Below are 17,225 nucleotides of genomic sequence, written 5' to 3'. Positions count from 1 at the left end.
TGAGTGCAGCAGATAGTTCGATCTATCGCTCTGGCGTATAACAACCTGCCTCGACCCCACCGCGTCATGCTGGGGTCGTTGACAGTGGTCACCTTGGCAGTCGCCGTCTGGCGGCCTTCCATTTATCACCCAGAGCAAACCTCACAGATTGTTAAAAACGTTGAGTTAGAAGCCGGTCAGCTACGAACCCTATTACCTGAGGCCAGTGAGCCGATCGATGCCGATCAGCCGACACCTGATGACGAGATCCCACAGGATGAGTTAGATCAGAAGGCTCCAGGTGAAGAGGGTGTGCATGAATATGTGGTTTCTACTGGCGATACCCTCGGTAGTATCCTGACCCAATATGGCATCGATATGTCTGATGTCACGCAATTGGCTTCCCAGAATCGTGATTTGCGTAACCTGAAAATCGGTCAGCAACTGTCATGGACGGTGAACGATGCGGGCGATCTGCAAAAACTGACGTGGGAAGTTTCTCGCCGCGAGACGCGTGTTTATGAGCGTTCTGGCAATAGTTTTAAAGAAACCACAGAGAATCAAGAAGGCGAGTGGACCAACAAAGTGTTGACCGGCCGCCTAAACGGTAGCTTTGTGAACAGTGCAATGAACGCGGGTTTGAGCCGTGCTGAAGTCAATGCGGTGGTTAAAGCCCTGCAATGGCAACTCGATTTTCGCAAGTTGCGTAAAGGCGATCAGTTCGCGGTGTTGATGTCCCGTGAACAATTCAATGGCAAAAGCGAACAGAGCCAATTGATGGGCGTACGCATGCGCACGGGGGGCAAAGACTACTACGCTATCCGCGCCGAAGACGGTAAGTTCTATGATCGTCAAGGTTCTGGTTTGGCTCGTGGTTTCTTACGTTTCCCAACCATGAAGCAGTTCCGTATTTCCTCCAACTTCAATCCTCGCCGTGTGAACCCGGTGACCGGTCGCGTTGCGCCACATAAAGGCATCGATTTCGCGATGCCAGTGGGTACGCCTGTGCTTGCGGTCGGTGACGGTGAAGTGGTGATCGCCAAACGTAGCGGCGCTGCGGGCGTCTATGTGGCTATCCGCCATGGTCGCCAATACACTACGCGCTATATGCACCTGAAGAAGGCACTGGTTAAGCCAGGACAGAAGGTCAAACGTGGCGATCGTATCGCGCTTTCCGGTAACACCGGTCGCTCTACGGGCCCACATCTGCATTATGAACTCTGGACCGGCCAACAAGCGGTTAACCCGCTGACGGCTAAACTGCCGCGTTCGGAAGGTCTGGGTGGCAAAGATCGTCGTGATTATCTGGCGCAAGTGCGTGAAGTTATCCCGCAACTACAACTGGATTAATCCTTCTCTGATTGTTTGAAGAAACATCGGCCTGTATAGGGCCGATGTTTCTTCTATTCGTCTTTAATTGCAAATTCACCATCAGCAATTATCATTAGCCGAATCGTTAAGCTAAGAGCTAGTGCATGAACAACGAAAAAAAATCGAACGTAGAATTCATACCTCAATTCCAAAAAGCTTTCTTTCACCCGCGCTACTGGGGTGTGTGGTTAGGCACGGGTCTTATGGCGGGGATTTCACTGATCCCGGCACGGATGCGCGATCCGGTGTTGGGAGCAGTCGGTAAACTGGCGGGGAAAGTGGCGAAAAGCGCTCGCCGTCGTGCACGCATCAATTTGTTGTACTGCTTGCCAGAAGTACCAGAAAGTGACCGCGAGCAGATTATCGATCAAATGTTTGCGACTGCGCCACAATCAATGATTCTGATGGCGGAATTGGCCTGTACTAAACCAGAGAAAGTACTCGAACGTGTGCGTTGGCACGGTGAGGAAGTGCTGGATAAAATCCGTGAAGAAGGGCGTAACGTGATCTTCTTGGTTCCGCACGGTTGGGCGGTGGATGTCCCGGCGATGCTGATGGCGGCACGTGGTCAACCGATGGCGGCGATGTTCCATAACCAAAGCAATCCACTGGTTGATTATCTGTGGAATGCGGTACGTCGTAAGTTTGGTGGGCGGATGCATGCGCGCAATGACGGTATCAAACCTTTTATTAGTTCTGTGCGTCAGGGCTACTGGGGTTATTATCTGCCGGATCAGGATCACGGTGCCGAGCATAGCGAGTTCGTGGATTTCTTCGCCACTTATAAAGCCACATTGCCAGCCGTTGGGCGCTTGATGAAAGTCTGTCGTGCGGCCATCGTTCCGCTGTTCCCAGTCTACGACGGTAAAACTAGCCTGTTAGATATTTACATTCGTGAGCCAATGGATGATTTGGCCGAACTGGATGATAACCGCATTGCTCGCCGAATGAATGAAGAAGTTGAAAATCTGGTGGGGCCGAATCCTGAACAATACACTTGGATCCTGAAATTGCTGAAAACGCGTAAAGAAGGGGAAGAGGAACCGTATTCGCGGGATTTGTATCGGTAAGTTAAATTAGCAGTAAAGAAAAAGGCACCCGACAAGGTGCCTTTGTACTTTCTGGTGTTAATTATTCAACCTAGCGTTAATCACTCAACGCGCAGAATGCGGCTGGTATTGGTAGTGCCCACGGTGCCCATCACGTCGCCCTGAGTCACGATAACCAAATCGCCAGAGACCAAGAAACCTTTGTCGCGCAGACGGTTGATGGCGTCATTGGCTGCTGCAACACCGTCGGAGTGCTCGTCAAAGTACACAGGCGTAACGCCACGATACAGTGCGGTCAGGTTCAACGTGTGCTCATGACGTGACATGGCGAAGATTGGCAAACCGGAACTGATACGAGACATCATCAGTGCGGTGCGGCCAGATTCGGTCATGGCGATCAGCGCGGTAACGCCTTTCAGGTGGTTGGCGGCATACATGGAAGACATAGCAATCGCTTCTTCGATGTTGTCGAACTGCACATCCATACGGTGCTTGGAAACATTGATGCTTGGGATCTTCTCTGCACCCAGACACACGCGCGCCATGGCAGCCACGGTTTCTGCCGGGTATTGACCGGCGGCGGTTTCCGCAGACAGCATGACCGCATCGGTACCATCCAGCACGGCGTTAGCCACGTCCATCACTTCGGCGCGGGTTGGCATCGGGTTGGTGATCATTGACTCCATCATCTGAGTCGCGGTGATCACGGCACGGTTTAGCGTACGAGCGCGGCGGATCAGTTTCTTCTGGATACCGACCAGTTCAGGATCGCCAATTTCTACGCCCAAATCGCCGCGAGCTACCATCACCACGTCAGAAGCCAGAATGATGTCGTCCATCGCTTCGTCGCTGCATACCGCTTCTGCACGTTCTACTTTGGAAACGATCTTGGCATTACAGCCTGCGTCACGTGCCAAACGGCGCGCGTAGTTCAGATCTTCACCAGTACGCGGGAAGGAGACAGCCAGATAGTCGACACCAATCTTGGCGGCGGTGATGATATCGGCTTTGTCTTTCTCGGTGAGGGCTTCGGCAGACAGGCCACCACCCAATTTGTTGATACCTTTGTTGTTTGACAGCGGGCCACCGACGGTCACTTCGGTGAACACTTTCATGCCCTGAACTTCGAGCACTTTTAACTGCACACGACCATCGTCCAACAGCAGAATGTCACCCGGAACCACATCGGCAGGCAGACCTTTATAGTCGATACCGACTTTTTCTTTGTCGCCTTCGCCTTTCGCCATATTGGCATCGAGCAGGAATTTATCACCGATATTGAGGAAAACTTTACCTTCTTTAAAGGTAGACACGCGGATTTTTGGCCCTTGCAGATCGCCGAGGATAGCGACATGGCGACCTAATTTAGCCGCGATTTCACGGACTTTATTGGCACGAAGCTGATGATCTTCCGGAGTACCATGAGAAAAGTTGAGACGAACTACGTTGGCACCGGCAATAATAATCTTCTCCAGATTATTGTCACGATCAGTTGCCGGACCTAGTGTGGTAACAATTTTGGTTCTTCTGAGCCGTCTAGACATGTCTTACTCCGTTGACTGTGCTGGTATTGCAAATAAATAAAAGTGTTGCGATAACGTCGGAAAACGAAACCAAGAGTGAATTGTAATTTTACTACACTGATGTTTCACCCGGGTTACCCGCATGCGAGTACTTGTTGTGTTGCCGTTCAAATCAATTACGAGTCGAAACTGTTAGGAATAAAAGCACCCTTATCAAAGCGCGATTCTTTCAAGGCTTCTTTGACGCGCTTCAAGTTATCTCTGAATTTTGTGCCACGTCGCAAGGTAAATCCCGTTGCAAGTACGTCAATCAGTGTTAATTGGGCAATACGCGACACCATCGGCATGTAAACGTCGGTATCTTCTGGTACGTCGAGCAGCAGGGCGAGGGTAGCTTCGCGCGCCAGCGGCGTATCTTGCGAGGTAATGGCAATGACCGTGGCGTCGTTTTCTCGCGCCAGTTGTGCCATCTCCACCAGATTCTTGGTGCGCCCGGTGTGAGAGATCAATACTACCACATCGCCCTCGTTGGAGTTCATGCAACTCATCCGTTGCATGACGATGTCATCGAAATACACCACCGGAATATTAAAACGGAAAAATTTATTCATCGCGTCGTGAGCCACGGCAGCAGAGGCTCCGAGGCCAAAGAAGGAGATTTTTTTGGCCTGAGTCAGCAGATCAACAGCACGATTAATAGCGGCAATGTCTAAATTTGCCTTTACTGTATCCAGGCTGGCCATCACCGATTCGAATATTTTGCTGGTATAGGCACTGACGCTGTCGTCTTCTTCGACGTTGCGGTTAACGTAAGGTGTACCGTTCGCTAAACTCTGCGCCAAGTGCAATTTGAAATCGGGGAAACCTTTGGTTTCTAAGCGGCGGCAGAAGCGGTTAACGGTAGGCTCACTGACATCGGCCATACGTGCCAATGTGGCGATGCTGGAATGGATGGCGGTTTGCGGAGCGGCGAGGATCACCTCGGCGACTTTTCTCTCCGATTTGCTCAGTAGCTCCAGACTGCTTTGGATTTTTTCCAGCGTATTCATATAGCGGAGTCACTCATGAAGTTTGCCCTTGATCTCTTTAGCTGTAAAAGCAACGTGAAATCTATTGGGTTTATCGATTTCAACCAAAGGAGAAATCAATGCCGATTTTGTGAAAATATACTACGCGCTGGGGGCTGTTGGCAGTATCGATGTAAGTTAAGTCGGGTTTTTTCACCAGAATATGACCTGTGTCTAAATTTCAGTATGGTAAAAGAGCATCAAAAAAGACAGAAAATTACAGCATTTCCTGCTGTTATCGGTGTTATCAGTTGTCTGAAGTTAACACCAGTATTTTTAGGGCTTTTTTTCTGCTTTTGATCCGGGTTTACGGGTCGTAGGCAAAAAGAGTACAGTAGCGATGTAAGAAAATTACAAATATACCCGTCATAATTCAAGCCATCTTAATGCGTCTTGAATTATTTAAGGTAGACCTGCAACGAGGAGATAAACATGGCGGTAACCTCTACAGCCCAGGCGTGTGACCTGGTTATTTTCGGCGCGAAAGGCGATTTAGCGCGTCGTAAGCTGCTGCCTTCCCTGTATCAATTAGAGAAAGCCGGTCATATCCACCCGGACACCCGCATCATTGGCGTTGGCCGTGCCGAGTGGGATAAAAAAGCTTATACCAAGGTGATCGAGGAAGCGCTCGGTACCTTTATGAAAGAAAAAGTTGATCCAGAAATTTGGGGACGCCTTAGCGCCCGTCTGGACTTCTGCAATTTGGACGTTAATGACAGCGCCCACTTTGCTAATCTGGGCAAAATGCTGGATCAAAAACACCGTACCACCATCAACTACTTCGCGATGCCGCCAAGCACTTTCGGCGCGATCTGCAAAGGGTTGGGCGAGGCCAAGCTGAATAAAGAGCCCGCGCGCGTGGTGATGGAAAAACCGCTGGGCACCGATCTCGCTTCTTCGCAAGTGATCAACGATCAAGTCGCCGAGTATTTTAACGAGTGTCAGGTTTACCGTATTGACCATTATCTCGGTAAAGAAACGGTGCTTAACCTGCTGGCATTGCGTTTCGCCAACTCACTGTTTGCTTCTAACTGGGATAACCGCACTATCGATCACGTGCAGATCACCGTGGCGGAAGAAGTGGGGATTGAAGGGCGCTGGGGATATTTCGATCAGGCCGGGCAGATGCGCGACATGATCCAAAACCACCTGCTGCAAATCCTGACTATGATCGCGATGTCGCCTCCGGCGGATTTGACCACCGACCGCATTCGTGACGAAAAAGTTAAGGTGTTGCGCTCGTTGCGTCGTATCGATCAGAGCAACGTTCGTGAAACTACCGTTCGCGGTCAGTACACCGCCGGTTTCGTGCAAGGTAAAAAAGTCCCAGGCTATTTGGAAGAAGAAGGCGCCAACAAGACGAGTAGCACTGAAACCTTTGTTTCTATCCGCGTGGATATCGACAACTGGCAGTGGGCGGGTGTGCCGTTCTACCTGCGTACCGGTAAGCGTTTACCGACCAAATGTTCGGAAGTGGTGGTGTATTTCAAGAATCCACCGCTTAACCTGTTCAGCGATTCATACCAACAGTTGCCGCAGAACAAGCTGACCATTCGCTTGCAGCCGGACGAAGGGATTGAAATTCAAGTACTGAACAAGGTGCCGGGGCTGGATCACAAGCACCGCTTGCAGACGACTAAGCTGGATTTGAGCTTCTCCGAGACCTTCAATCAGGAGCACGTGGCGGATGCCTATGAGCGTCTGTTACTGGAAACCATGCGTGGTATTCAAGCATTGTTCGTACGTCGTGATGAAGTGGAAGAGGCTTGGAAGTGGGTCGACTCCATTATGAATGCATGGCAAGCGGATAACGAAGCGCCGAAACCGTACCAATCTGGTACTTGGGGGCCAGTGGCTTCTGTGGCGATGATCACCCGTGATGGGCGTTCCTGGAACGAATTCGAGTAATGCTTCAAGCCGACAGTTTACTGTCGGCTTTTTTGTGAGTGGTACGGCCGGAATTTCCTGTGGCAGGGGCGTGCTGAAACCAACCTTAAAAGTGGAGTAACAAATAAATGAAAAACTGGAAAACCAGCGCAGAGCAAATCCTGACTGCGGGGCCAGTAGTTCCGGTGATCGTGATTAATAAACTGGAACATGCGGTGCCGCTAGCGAAAGCGCTGGTCGCCGGTGGTGTGCGGGTGTTGGAAGTGACATTGCGTACCGCTTGCGCGATGGATGCCATTCGTGCGATCGCCAAAGAAGTGCCGGATGCGATTATCGGTGCGGGCACGGTGATCAATCCGCAGCAGTTGAAAGAAGTGACCGAAGCGGGGGCACAATTCGCCATCAGTCCAGGGCTGACGGACGACTTGCTGAAAGCCGCGACGGCTGGGACGATCCCGTTGATCCCGGGCATCAGTACGGTATCTGAATTGATGTTGGGGATGGATCACGGTTTACGTGAGTTCAAATTCTTCCCGGCAGAAGCCAACGGTGGCGTTAAAGCGTTACAAGCGATCGGTGGCCCGTTCCCACAAGTACGTTTCTGTCCGACCGGCGGCATCACACCAAACAACTACCGTGATTATCTGGCACTGAAAAGCGTGCTGTGCATTGGTGGTTCATGGTTAGTTCCAGCCGATGCGCTGGAAAGCGGTGACTACGCACGCATTACCGAACTGGCGCGTGAAGCAGTCAGTGGCGCGAAAGCGTAACCGTTATCTACCGGCCAAAGTCACGGAGTTGGCACTTTGCGGTAGTTATTAGCAGCAGCACTGTATTAGGATGAAGCGATGCGTTCACGGATGCATCGCTTTTTTTATTTCAGTGTCTGCTCGATATACCTAGTAGATTTTATGAAGGGTATAAATAATAACAACAGGTTACCATGAAACGTAAAGACGCAGTTTGCCAGGAGCTGGAACGCCTTTCTCTGACTTTAACCCTCGACGCACTCAAGCAAGACAGCATCGGCTTCGATGCAGAAACCATCGGTTTTAACCTGGGTTTAGCACGTAACTCGGTGAGTAAAGAACTGAACCAGTTGTGTAGCGAACAGTTGGTGATCAAGATTAAATCGCGCCCAGTGCTTTTCTTACACCGTGCGGTGTGTGAACAACGGTTCGGTTACGTGTTGACCTCGCCGAATGGTGTTTTGGAAGTGAAAAACTTGGCTGAGTTATTGCCAAACCAACCCGATGAAACGCCGCAAAGTGACGATCCGTTCCATAACGTTATCGGTTATGACCGTAGCCTGAAAATGGCGGTAGAGAAGGGTAAAGCGGCGGTGTTGTATCCCGGAGGTCTGCATGTGTTGCTGACCGGGCCTTCTGGCGTGGGTAAAACCTTTTTTGCCGAAATCATGCACCAATTCGCCAGTACACAACAGCCACCGAAAGCCATCCCGTTGGCCTATTTCAACTGCGCAGAATACGCCCATAACCCGGAACTGTTGTCGTCCCATCTGTTTGGTCATAAGCAGGGTGCTTTTACCGGCGCCAGTGAAAGTAAACGCGGGTTGATTGAGCAAGCCGACGGCGGTTTTTTGCTGTTGGATGAAGTTCACCGCTTGCCGTATGAAGGACAGGAGAAATTATTCTCGATCCTCGATAAAGGCGAATACCGTCCGTTGGGTTCGAGCGACAAAGCACGCCCTATCAGCGTGCGTCTCATCTGTGCCACCACCGAAAGCCCTGACTCTTCATTGCTGCGCACTTTCCTACGGCGCATTCAGGTATCGATTGCCATTCCGGCTTTGCGTGAACGTTCGTTGGAAGAACAAGTGGAAATTATCACCGGATTCTTGCAACTGGAAAGCCGCAAAATCGATCGCACCATTCGGTTGGATAAAGGCCTATTGCTGTACCTGCTGGAGAAACCGTTAGCGGGTAATATCGGTCAGTTGAAGAGTGACATCCAGTTCCTGTGCGCTCAGGCTTGGGCGAGTGGTATGGGGCACAGCAATCCGCAACTGATGCTGGATAAGCGGCTGATCGACACCCCATTGGTTGCCACCGCCAGCAGTCGCCTGCTGGTGGATGCATTGTTCGGCCAACAAGATTATCTGGACATCAGTTCACAACCGCTGGCGCAGTTGAAACAACATCTGAATACCTTGGGCAATGAACAGGATAGCGATCTGTTTTATACCTATCTGACGCGTGAATACGTCAACTTGCGCAACAGTAACGTTCCGCCGCAAGAAACGTTGTCGATCTTGAAAAACAAGCTGCGCACCATTTTTGAATATGGTTTGTACAGCCGCAATAACGACAGCCAAGAGCGTTATTACGGTGGGCAGGTCGAACAGCGCATCACTCTGCTGACCGGTTGTATTGAGCAGGTGCTAGGCTTCCCGTTACCGCCGAATATGGCGAGCCACCTGCGAAAACACGTGCTGGCGTTGTTGTCATATGTGCAAAAGGGGTTGATCCCCAATCTGTACTCCTCCAGCCTGATCCACGATTACTGCAAAGATGAGTACGACAACGCTAATTTGCTGTGTCGCAAGATTAACGAAATCTTCCATATTCAGTGTCCATCGACAGAAATTGTCTATCTCTGCCTGTTCCTGAAGGAGTGCCGTAGCTTCCGGCAGCGCAAAGCCGTGAATCCAGACTGTGGCGCGATCCTGATCGGTCACGGTGCTACGACCGCCAGCAGCATGGCGCATTACGTCAATCGGGTGCTGGAGTGCGAGCAGTTCACAGCGATCGACATGCCATTCGAACAATCGGTGCATGACACATTGGAGGTGTTGATCGCCACGCTGCGTGAAAAACGTTATCAGCGGCTGTTACTGATCGTCGATATTGGCTCACTGGTGCATTTTGCTAGCACTGTCAGCAAGTTATTCCATATCGATGTGCTGTTGGTGCAAAACATCACCATGGCTTCGCTGTTGGAAATCGGGCTCGATCTCAGCTACGAAACCAGCGACTTCCCACAGCTGATGCAACTGATGGCGAGCAAAGGCATTGCCTATCATCTCTACGATCAGCATGAACAGGAGCGCGGTAAGGTATTAGCGATCTCCTGCATTACTGGCATGGGGACGGCGGTGAAGATCAAGAAAGTGTTGGAAGAAAGCTTTGGCGAGCTGATGGCCGACGACACCCGATTAGTACTGGTGGATTACAACGAAGTACGCAGCCTAGAGCGTTTACGGCAGGCGATTGGTGGCGATGAGCGATTGGTCGGGATTGTCGGGACTTTCCAACCGGGGCTGCCCGATATTCCGTTTATCGCCTTGGAAGAACTGTTCTCTGAACAAGGGCCGGAGCTGGTGCTGAGTCTGCTCAATCCAGATCTCAGTAGTGCCGAACGCCAGTTAGAGGTGGAGCGTAGCTCGATGCGTTTTATCAGCGCCTTGACCTTGGAAAGCATCATCAATCACATCTCGGTATTGAATGCGCAACGTATTCTGCAAGAGATAGAAGGGGTGTTACACCAGATCTGCCGCAGTTTAGACCTGCAACCCTCGCGACAGGTGACACTTCGCTTCCTGATCCACTGCTGCTGTATGGTGGAGCGTATCGTTTTAAGCCACAAACCGTTACAGATAGCGCTGGAAGCGCAGCCCGATCTCAACCAACAGGCGTTTTCTGTCATCAAACAGGCGTTCACCCCGATTGAACGTGCCTATTCCATCCGTTTATCTGACGCCGAATATTTTTATATCTACGAACTGTTGTACGGCTAAACCCTGCTAACACGGGCTTTCCCGCCCGTTTCTCACTCCTCCTCTTTGCTCGTGACAGAAAACTGGCACGGGCATTGCTATATCTAGATCGAAGCAAAAATTTCCTAATAAATTCAACTTATACCCAATGGATTTCAAATTGCAGCAAGGCGACAACTGAATGACTCTCCAGGAGCTTACATAAGTAAGTGACTGGGGGGATTGAAGGCAGTCAACACCGCTGCGGTTTGAAAGACGAAGGGTATTGCCAGGAGGCCCATTTTGGCTGCACTACCCGAAATTCTGTTACTGACCCACGGTGGTTGGGGCAAACAACTACGTGAAAGCGTGCGCATGGTGATTGGTGAAACCACCGGTGTTTCCGACATCGCCCTAATGCCTGCCGACACGTTGGAAGAGTTCCGCGCCAAGGTGGAACAGCAAGTAAAAACCATGCCAGCCGGCTCGTTGATCCTGACCGATTTTATCGGCGGCACCACTTCCAACGTGGCGGCGTATCTGAGCCGTGAATACCAGATTGGCGTGATCGCTGGCCTAAACGCCACGTTGCTATTAGCGGCGATCGACTTGCAAGAACAGGGCGACCTGACCGCTCATCTCGATGAGTTGGTTGAGTTAGGCCGCAATAGCTGCCTGGACGTAATTAAACAAATTAAATCAATAACATCAACTTCAGGGAAATAACTATCATGGCTAAAATCGTTTTATGTCGTATCGACAGCCGTTTAATTCACGGGCAAGTGGTCACCAAGTGGGTCGGACAATCACAGGCTAACCGTATTGCCGTCGTCAGTGACGAGCTAGAAGCCGATGACTTCATGAAAGGCATCTACCTGATGGCGGCACCACCGGGTGTGAAAGTGGATTGCTACGGTAACAAAAGCTTCGCGGCCGCTTGGCAAGAAAACCAACTCGGTGAAGGTAACGTGCTGGTGCTGTTCCCTAATTTGGCTTCGGTACAGCAGGCCGTTGTCGATGGTTTTGATGTGAAAGACATCCAAGTGGGTGGTTTGGGTGGTGGGCCAAACCGTAAAGCGGTTTTCCAAAATATCACGCTGGACAATAAAGACGTAGAAACCCTGCGCGACTTGCAACAACGCAACGTCAACATCTTCTTCCAGACTATCCCGGAAGACAAACCACAATCGTTGGCTGAGATCTTGAAAAAGTTCTAACTCTGACTTTTGGTATATACCCTAAATAATTCGAGTTGCATCGCGGCGGCAACTGAGCGAAGCCCTAGGAGCTTAGATAACTAAGTGACTAGGGGGAGTAAAGGCAGCCAACAAAGATGCAGCTTGAAGTATGACGGGTATAAATAAGGAGCAATGAAATGGATAACTTAACCGTTGCCATCTGCATGGGGCTGTATTACTGGTTCGCCCGTCTGCGTTTGGGTTACAGCCTGTCAGGTATGTTGGTGCAGCCTATCGCCATTGCGGTATTCGTCGGCTTCCTGTTGGGCGACATGAAAACCGCGATGATTATCGGTGCCGGGATGCAGTTGGTGTATCTGGGCGTGACTTCTACACCGGGCGGTAACGTACCTTCCGACCCCGCATTAGCGGCCTGTATTGCGCTGCCAATTGCGGTTAAAGCCGGTATGGACCCTAATCTGGCCATCGCATTGGCGATCCCATTCGGCGTGATTGGCGTATTCGTCGATCAGTTACGCCGTACGCTGAACGCCATCTGGGTGCATATGGCGGATAAACATGCCGAAGAAGCCAACATGAGCGGCATCATGCGTTGTGCCTTCCTCTACCCAGCGTTACTGGGTTTGGCCATTCGCTTCCCGGTGGTGTTCGCCGCTAACTACTTCGGCCAAGGCGTGGTAGAGAAATTCCTCGCGCTGATGCCGCATTGGTTGACCCACTCGTTTGAAATCATGGGCGGCATCCTGCCTGCATTGGGCTTTGCTATCACCATCATGGTGATCGGTAAAAAGAGCCTGCTACCGTACTTTATCGCTGGTTTCTTCGCGGTGTTGTACCTGAAGGTCGACATCATGGCGATGGCAATCTTCGGCACCTGTGCGGCATTCCTGGTGAAAAACATGGCGAAAAGTGAAGGAGTCTCCTGATGAGCACGGACATCATGCAACACGAACTGGTGGAGCGCGCACGGCAAACTAACGTCCTGACCAAGCGTGACATCACCAAGGCGTGGTTTATTTACTGGCTGGGGGCGGAGGTTTCTAACTCTTACGAACGTCTGCAAAGCCTGATTTTTTGCGCCTCGATGACGCCGATTATCAAAAAACTCTATCCGCAGAAAGAAGAACAGGTGGAAGCGCTGAAACGCCATCTGAACTTCTTCAACAGCGAGCAAACCTTTGGTGCGGTGATCCAAGGGGTAGCGATTGCGATGGAAGAGCAGAAAACCCGTGGCGAACCGATTGCCGATTCTTCAATCACCGGTATTAAAACCGGTCTGATGGGGCCATTAGCAGGGATTGGTGACTCGGTGGTTTGGGCTGCCATCATGCCGTTGCTGATCGCGATCTTTATTCCGTTTGCTGCGAACGGGAGTGCGATGGGCGGCATCATGCCAGTGATTCTGTACACCGGTATCACGCTGGCGATTAGCTACGGTTTGGCGCACAAAGGCTACACCTTGGGGCGAGAGTCGATCATCGGGTTGCTACAGGGAGGAAAAATCAAAGAGCTGATCTACGGCGCTAACGTGCTGGGCTTGATCATGATGGGGGCGCTCTCTGCCAGCTACGTCAAGATCACCACGCCACTGACGTTTAGCGCGCTGAAAGGCTCAGAAGTGGTAGTGCAACAGATCCTCGATTCTATCGCTCCCGGCCTATTGCCATTGGCCGCAGTGTTCTCGATCTACTTCTATTTGGTGAAGAAAGGGCCGCGCTACACCACAATCCTGCTGTCGGTAGTGATACTGAGCATCGTGTGTTCACTGTTGGGCATTCTGTAACGGAGCAATGATGAATATTTATCAACGGCTCGGACTCAAACGGGTGATTAACGCCAGCGGAAAAATGACCATTCTTGGCGTCTCCTCGGTGCCACAAGACGTGATGGCCGCCACCGCCGAAGCCGCAAGCGCGTTTGTTGAAATTGACGTGTTGGTGGATCGGGTAGGGGAATTGGTCTCGCAGCATACCGGCGCACAGGACAGTTATGTCACATCTTGCGCCTCGGCGGGGATTGCCATCTCAGTCGCAGCGGCGGTGACGCGTGGCGAACCCGATCGCGTAGCTTTGCTGCCAGATAGCTCTGGCATGGCGAACGAAATCGTGATGTTACGCGGGCATAATATTGATTACGGTGCACCGATCACCACCGCCATTCGTCTCGGCGGTGGCAAAGTGGTGGAAGTTGGGCAAAGCAATCTCGCAGCACGTTGGCAGTTAGAAAAAGCCATCAACGGCAATACTGCTGCGTTGTTGTACGTGAAATCGCACCACTGCGTGCAAAAAGGCATGGTGGCGTTGAGTGATTTCGTTGAGATTGCTCGTGCCGCTGGATTGCCGCTGATTGTTGATGCCGCCGCAGAAGAAGACCTAGGTGCTTATGTGGCGGCGGGTGCCAACATGGTGGTTTATAGCGGAGCGAAAGCGTTGGATGCGCCGACTTCCGGCTTTATTACCGGTGAAGTGCAGTGGATCGCTCATTGCAAAGCGCAACACGACGGCATTGCTCGCGCGATGAAGATCGGCAAAGAGAACATGGTGGGCTTGGTGATGGCGCTGGAGCGTTATCAGCAGCATAAGCCGGACTGGAGCCTGCAATTACCCACTTTGCGTGAACTTGCAGGGCAAATCTCGACGCTGAAGGGCTTATCTGCGGAGATCGAACAGGATGAAGCCGGGCGTGCCATTTATCGGGTACGTGTGCGTGTGGATGCGGAAAAGTTGGGGCTGACTGCGTATCAGGTTGAGGAACAATTGCGTACTGGTGAAGTGGCGATATACACCCGTCATTACTTCCTCAATCAAGGTGTATTCAGTTTTGATCCGCGTGCGTTACAAAATGACGATATGGCATTGATCGTAGCGCGACTGCGGGAGGTCGTGCAGCAAGCAGGGGGAAACCATGCAGCAAATTAATTTTTACCGTCAGCGCGTCGCGCTCAATGTTTTAGCGAAAGACGTGGCTAATGCACAGGCGGTACATCTGGCGGCAGAAGGGCACGCGGCGATCGGTGTGATTTCGGCGCAGTTCACAGATGTAGCGCAGGGCGTGAAGGAGGTTCAGCGGTGGATGGAAACTATACCGGCGATTTCAGTCGGATTGGGTGCGGGTTCTGCTAAGCAGTTCTATAAAGCTGCAATGATTGCTGCCGCAACGGCTCCGGCACACGTCAACCAAACCTTCACTGGCTGTGGTTTTGCCGCCGGAGCACTGGCGGCGCGGGATATTACCAATACCCGTATCAATGCGTTGGTTTCCCCAACCGGGACGCCCGGCAAAGTGTTGATCTCCACCGGCGTGCTCAGCAGCCAAGGGGAACCGGCGGTAGTGAGCTGCGATAGCGCGGTGCGTATGATCCTCGATCTCGGCGGTCACGCAGCGAAGTTCTTCCCGATGGGCGGTTTGGCCTCGTTGGCAGAACTGAAAGCCTTGGCGGAAAGTTGTGTGCGTAACGGCATGACCATGATCGAACCGACCGGCGGTATCGATCTGGATAATTTCCTGCCGATTTTGGAAACCTGCTTGGAAGCTGGCGTCGAACAAGTGATGCCACATATTTATAGTTCGATCATCGATCCAGCCAGTGGTGAAACACGCACGGAAGATGTCGCCCATCTGTTAGCGATGGTAAAACGAACGCTTAGCTAACCCACGCGGAGCCTAGGTTTGGTGTGTTGTTGACCTGATAAATCTAAACCAAGACTCAACCAAACGTTGGGTCTTTTTTTTATTTTTAATTATATTAACTTTATTATTTGTAACCCGTTTTTTTCTTATTTTTGTGAAAATGGCGGTTTGCTTTATTATTTACGTCATGTTACAAATAACACCGTTGAAAATTTACAGTAATGAGGATATTGAGCGAATCGCACGGGGTGCGGCGGATAATATAAAACAATTATGATGACACTTAATGGAACAACCCTCAGAACCTCTACTTGCCAGCTTTTCCTTTCAGCTATCCTTGCCAGTGAGCATCACTGGTGCAGCGAGCTATAGCGAATCTCCGTCATTCTTCAAGCCATCTCTGCGTTGGCTGCGTCCGTTCACCCTAGTCACATAGTTTGTCTATGCTTCCAGGGACTCACGGACTTGCCGCCTTGATATGACTTGAATTATTTAGGAGATTTCCGGCGTACCATTTCGGTGTAGCCGGGCAAATCACTTATTTACTGCGTTTGGGTTTTTTATCCCCATAGATCTCTGCGTCTGCCAACGGCTGGACGAGATAAATTGGGATAAATAGGCCTTAGCGTGCGCTATATGCTGCTTAGGAATAAAATTATGATTTATTGGATGTTTTTAGGGTTGGCTATTGTGGCCGAAATTATCGGCACCTTGTCGATGAAATACGCCAGTGTGAGCGGCGGTCTTACCGGGCATGTTGTGATGTATGTGATGATCACCGCCTCCTACATTTTGCTATCCATTGCTATTAAGAAAGTGGCATTGGGCGTGGCTTATGCGCTGTGGGAAGGGATCGGTATCGTCTTCATTACTCTGTTTAGTGTGTTGTGGTTCGATGAACCGATATCGCTGTTAAAAGCGCTGGGCTTAGCAACGCTGATTGCCGGTATTTTGCTGGTGAAATCAGGCACTCGCAAAGCACGAAAACAGGTCAGCTCGCGAGGTGAACAACATGCAACAGCTTGAGTTAATTCATGTTGGGTTCTTGGCGCTGGCGATTGTGTTAGAAATTGCCGCCAATATTTTTCTCAAAATGTCAGACGGTTTTCGTAAGGTCTGGCTGGGGTTGTTATCACTGCTGTCGGTACTGGGAGCGTTCAGCGCATTGGCGCAGGCGGTAAAAGGCATCGATTTGTCGGTAGCCTATGCATTGTGGGGCGGTTTTGGTATCGCCGCGACGATCGCTGCTGGTTGGATACTGTTCGGGCAACGCTTAAATGCTAAAGGTTGGATTGGCGTAGTGTTGCTGTTGGCGGGAATGGTGATGATTAAAATCGCTTGATTGCGAGCCGCAGAGCGATACTCTGCGGCACCTTATCGCCGCTTACACTGCGGCGATGATTTTGATTTCAACTTTGTACTTCGGATTCATCAATTTAGCTTGTACGGTGCAACGCACTGGCGCGCTACCTGCAACGACCCATGCATCCCAAGCGGCGTTCATCGCGGCAAAGTCGGCTGAGTCTGCCAAGAAGATTGTCGCATCCAGAATTCGGCTTTTGTCTGAACCGGCACGCGCCAAGATCTGATCGATTACCGCTAAGGCATTCGCGGTTTGCGCCGTGGCGTCGGCATCCAGATTCTCTGGCACGCTGGTGTAATAGATGGTGCCATTATAAATCACCGCTTCAGACCAGCGCGTATCAGGATCAATTCGTTCAATATTCATTCAGTTATCTCCAGTTCGTTATTCGGATAAGGGTATCACAAACTACCTGGCAATAAACTCAGGTATACTCAGCGCT

Annotated in this window: 16 protein-coding genes; 13 read left to right on the top strand and 3 right to left on the bottom strand. The window is 51.0% G+C overall.

Features of this window, described 5'->3' with window-relative positions:
- Positions 1-3: 3 nt before the first annotated feature.
- Together mepM and lpxM are read left to right on the top strand one after the other, a co-directional pair.
- Positions 4-1,329: a murein DD-endopeptidase MepM gene (gene mepM, locus AC3ISQ_RS12245; protein WP_489346830.1), complete on the top strand. Its 1,326-nt coding sequence runs from the start codon at positions 4-6 to the stop codon at positions 1,327-1,329.
- 125 nt (positions 1,330-1,454) lie between these two features.
- Positions 1,455-2,420 carry a lauroyl-Kdo(2)-lipid IV(A) myristoyltransferase gene (gene lpxM / locus AC3ISQ_RS12240; RefSeq protein ID WP_489346828.1) on the top strand — a complete coding sequence of 322 codons (966 nt, stop codon included), beginning with the start codon at positions 1,455-1,457 and terminating at the stop codon, positions 2,418-2,420.
- 80 nt (positions 2,421-2,500) lie between these two features.
- Here the strand turns inward: lpxM and pyk are convergent, their stop codons facing one another.
- Together pyk and AC3ISQ_RS12230 are read right to left on the bottom strand one after the other, a co-directional pair.
- Positions 2,501-3,943, bottom strand: coding sequence for a pyruvate kinase (pyk, locus tag AC3ISQ_RS12235; protein ID WP_489346826.1), 1,443 nt, complete (start codon positions 3,941-3,943; stop codon positions 2,501-2,503).
- Between the two features lie 155 nt (positions 3,944-4,098).
- Positions 4,099-4,971: a MurR/RpiR family transcriptional regulator gene (locus tag AC3ISQ_RS12230; RefSeq protein WP_489346824.1), complete on the bottom strand. Its 873-nt coding sequence runs from the start codon at positions 4,969-4,971 to the stop codon at positions 4,099-4,101.
- Positions 4,972-5,421: 450 nt separating this feature from the next.
- On the opposite strand from AC3ISQ_RS12230, the gene zwf reads away from it, so the two are divergent.
- The 11 genes from zwf to mdtI all read left to right on the top strand — a co-directional run bounded on the left by zwf (position 5,422) and on the right by mdtI (position 16,762).
- Positions 5,422-6,897: a glucose-6-phosphate dehydrogenase gene (zwf, locus tag AC3ISQ_RS12225; RefSeq protein ID WP_489346822.1), complete on the top strand. Its 1,476-nt coding sequence runs from the start codon at positions 5,422-5,424 to the stop codon at positions 6,895-6,897.
- Positions 6,898-7,004: 107 nt separating this feature from the next.
- Positions 7,005-7,646 carry a bifunctional 4-hydroxy-2-oxoglutarate aldolase/2-dehydro-3-deoxy-phosphogluconate aldolase gene (locus AC3ISQ_RS12220; protein WP_489346820.1) on the top strand — a complete coding sequence of 214 codons (642 nt, stop codon included), beginning with the start codon at positions 7,005-7,007 and terminating at the stop codon, positions 7,644-7,646.
- Between the two features lie 173 nt (positions 7,647-7,819).
- Entirely contained in the window at positions 7,820-10,633 is a 2,814-nt protein-coding gene (gene dagR, locus AC3ISQ_RS12215; protein ID WP_489346818.1) for a transcriptional regulator DagR, read from the top strand.
- Between the two features lie 261 nt (positions 10,634-10,894).
- A complete protein-coding gene (locus AC3ISQ_RS12210; protein ID WP_489346816.1) occupies positions 10,895-11,317 on the top strand; it encodes a PTS sugar transporter subunit IIA in 423 nt (140 codons plus the stop codon).
- 5 nt (positions 11,318-11,322) lie between these two features.
- The gene (locus AC3ISQ_RS12205; protein ID WP_489346814.1) at positions 11,323-11,808 is read left to right on the top strand and encodes a PTS sugar transporter subunit IIB; all 486 of its coding nucleotides are present in this window, start codon (positions 11,323-11,325) and stop codon (positions 11,806-11,808) included.
- Positions 11,809-11,966: 158 nt separating this feature from the next.
- Positions 11,967-12,716: a PTS mannose/fructose/sorbose/N-acetylgalactosamine transporter subunit IIC gene (locus AC3ISQ_RS12200; RefSeq protein WP_489346812.1), complete on the top strand. Its 750-nt coding sequence runs from the start codon at positions 11,967-11,969 to the stop codon at positions 12,714-12,716.
- On the top strand, positions 12,713-13,573 hold the full coding sequence (locus tag AC3ISQ_RS12195; RefSeq protein ID WP_489353257.1) for a PTS system mannose/fructose/sorbose family transporter subunit IID: 861 nt from the start codon (positions 12,713-12,715) through the stop codon (positions 13,571-13,573). Before AC3ISQ_RS12200 ends, AC3ISQ_RS12195 begins: the two co-directional genes overlap by 4 nt.
- Before the next feature lie 7 nt (positions 13,574-13,580).
- Complete coding sequence (gene dgaE, locus AC3ISQ_RS12190) at positions 13,581-14,708, top strand: D-glucosaminate-6-phosphate ammonia lyase (protein ID WP_489346810.1); 1,128 nt, start codon at positions 13,581-13,583, stop codon at positions 14,706-14,708.
- Positions 14,695-15,441, top strand: coding sequence for a 2-dehydro-3-deoxy-phosphogluconate aldolase (dagF, locus tag AC3ISQ_RS12185; protein WP_489346808.1), 747 nt, complete (start codon positions 14,695-14,697; stop codon positions 15,439-15,441). Before dgaE ends, dagF begins: the two co-directional genes overlap by 14 nt.
- 636 nt (positions 15,442-16,077) lie before the next feature.
- The gene (gene mdtJ / locus AC3ISQ_RS12180; protein WP_489346806.1) at positions 16,078-16,446 is read left to right on the top strand and encodes a multidrug/spermidine efflux SMR transporter subunit MdtJ; all 369 of its coding nucleotides are present in this window, start codon (positions 16,078-16,080) and stop codon (positions 16,444-16,446) included.
- Positions 16,433-16,762, top strand: coding sequence for a multidrug/spermidine efflux SMR transporter subunit MdtI (mdtI, locus tag AC3ISQ_RS12175; RefSeq protein WP_489346804.1), 330 nt, complete (start codon positions 16,433-16,435; stop codon positions 16,760-16,762). Before mdtJ ends, mdtI begins: the two co-directional genes overlap by 14 nt.
- Positions 16,763-16,804: 42 nt before the next feature.
- Here mdtI and AC3ISQ_RS12170 read toward each other — a convergent pair whose 3' ends face one another.
- Positions 16,805-17,149 (bottom strand): RidA family protein, encoded by a 345-nt coding sequence (locus AC3ISQ_RS12170; RefSeq protein ID WP_489346802.1) that lies wholly within the window; start codon positions 17,147-17,149, stop codon positions 16,805-16,807.
- Positions 17,150-17,225: the final 76 nt, after the last annotated feature.

The sequence above is a fragment of the Serratia sp. KH_031 genome (assembly GCF_057839655.1).
This window is presented reverse-complemented; position numbering and strand designations above follow the sequence as displayed.